This window comes from Autumnicola edwardsiae, from assembly GCF_031846505.1.
Classification (GTDB): domain Bacteria; phylum Bacteroidota; class Bacteroidia; order Flavobacteriales; family Flavobacteriaceae; genus Autumnicola; species Autumnicola edwardsiae.
Window position 1 is genome coordinate 1 of record NZ_JAVRHP010000206.1, and the last position, 2,108, is coordinate 2,108.

Consider the following 2,108-nt stretch of genomic DNA (forward strand, 5'->3'; position numbering starts at 1 on the left):
TATTAGTTTCATCGGTTATGCCAGTTATAAAAAACTTATTGAAGTCGATAAGCATATAAATTTAGATACCATCATTCTGAAAGAAGATGCGCAATCCTTAAATGAAATTGTTCTTACGGCAGAAAAAAGATTGATAGAACGAAAAATGGACAGGCTGGTTTTTAATGTGGAAAAAAGTATCGCATCAACCGGAGGAAATGGATTGGATGTTTTAAAAATCACCCCTGGCATCCGGGTTTTAAATGGATCTATAGAAATTTTGGGTAAAGGGGCTACTCAGTTAATGATTAATGGGAGAATTTCTCCTCTGGAGGGTGATGAATTAGCTAGTTTTTTAAATGGAATAGCAGCAAGTGATATTCGAAAAATAGAAGTAATTACAACGCCGCCCGCAAAATATGAAGCTTCCGGTAATGGGGGATTAATCAATATCATCCTAAAAAAAGAAATCATGGATTCCTGGAGAAATTCAACTACAGTTTCCTACAATCAGAATAGATATAGTTTTACCAGCATCAGTAATAATTTTTTCTATACTAAAAATAATATTTCCTTTTCAGGGAGTCTACATGGTACTATAGGAAGTATTGAGAATTTAGAAGGCTTATTTATCAATTATCCCACCAACAATTGGGATATAGATATAGATTCACAATTAGGAAAGGACCAGTTTTCCGGACGCTTCTTAATTGATTACGCAATTTCTCCTAAAACAACTTTTGGCCTACAGTATCTCGGAAACACTACCCAACCAGATATAGATGGTACAACAACTTCTTCAATTTTTGATAATGATGGTAATTTAGAAAGAACACTAGTGAATGAAGGAGATAATATTGTGAATAATAGAAACCATAGCTTAAATTTTCATAGCATCACGCAATTAGATTCTTTAGGGAAAAGAATTTCTTTTGATGCAGACTACTTTACATTCAATTCAGAAAATAGCCGCGACTTTTTTACAGAAGAATTTAATAATTCCGGCAATTCCCAGGGAATAAATTCCGCAGCTTTAAATATAGCTAATCAGGGAATAGAGAATTTAAGCGCTAAAATGGATCTGGATTTCCCCTTCAAAAAAGTAAATCTTTCTTTCGGAATAAAAGGAAGTTTCACCAGGACAAACAGTGATGTATTATATTATGATAAGCTCTCCGGCCCTGCTGTTTTAGACCCCAACAGATCCAATGAATTTGATTACCAGGAAGATGTTTTGGCTGGATATATTTCTGGAAATACTGCCTTAAGCGAAAAACTAAAAATCCAGGTTGGATTGCGTTTAGAAGACACCAAGACGAAAGGGGTTAATGCAGAAATCAACCGGGAAACAGTAAATAAATACACAAAACTTTTCCCAAGCATTTACCTCTCTTTCGCTAAAAATGAAGCTCATAATTTTGGGCTGTCCTACGGGCGAAGAATTAATAGACCCAATTTCAGAAACCTCAATCCCTTTCGCTTTTATATAAATTCCAATAGCTATAGTGTGGGGAATCCATTTTTACAGCCTTCTTTTTCAGATAACTTTGAGTTCTCCCATTTATATAAAAAGAATTTGAATTCAAGTATTTTCTTAAATATGACCACAGATGGTTATGGAACTGTTTTCACTTCCGATGCTGAAAATCAGACTCAAATTATTACCCGGGAGAATTTTTTCAAACAATACAATTACGGACTCACCGAAAGCTTTTCTTTTAATAAAATCTCCTGGCTAGATAGTCAAAATAGCATCAATCTTTTAGGCTATTATACAAAATTCGTCGAGGATTTTGGTGCCACACCTAAAAATGGTGTTCAGGTTTACTTCACCTCCAACAACACATTTCCTTTAAGTGAAAAAACCAAATTACAACTAAATTCCTATTACAGTTCGCAGCACAACAGGGGTTTATACAGTGTCGGGGAAATGTTTGATTTATCTCTAGGTTTACAACATAACTTTAGAAATGGCTTAAAAGTGTCATTTTTATTTAGCGACATTTTTAATTCAGCAAGTTTAGACAATTACGTTTCTACGGTAAACGGAATTAAACAGGTTTACCGGCAAAACGAAAGTTCCAGAAATTTCAGAATTTCGCTATCTTATGATTTCGGAAATCAAAAAG

Annotated in this window: 1 protein-coding gene; it reads left to right on the forward strand. The window is 34.3% G+C overall.

Annotation, left to right across the window (positions count from 1 at the left end):
• A partial coding sequence (locus tag RM529_RS16990) for a TonB-dependent receptor domain-containing protein (protein WP_311485940.1) occupies window positions 1-2,108 on the forward strand: 2,108 nt, incomplete at both ends.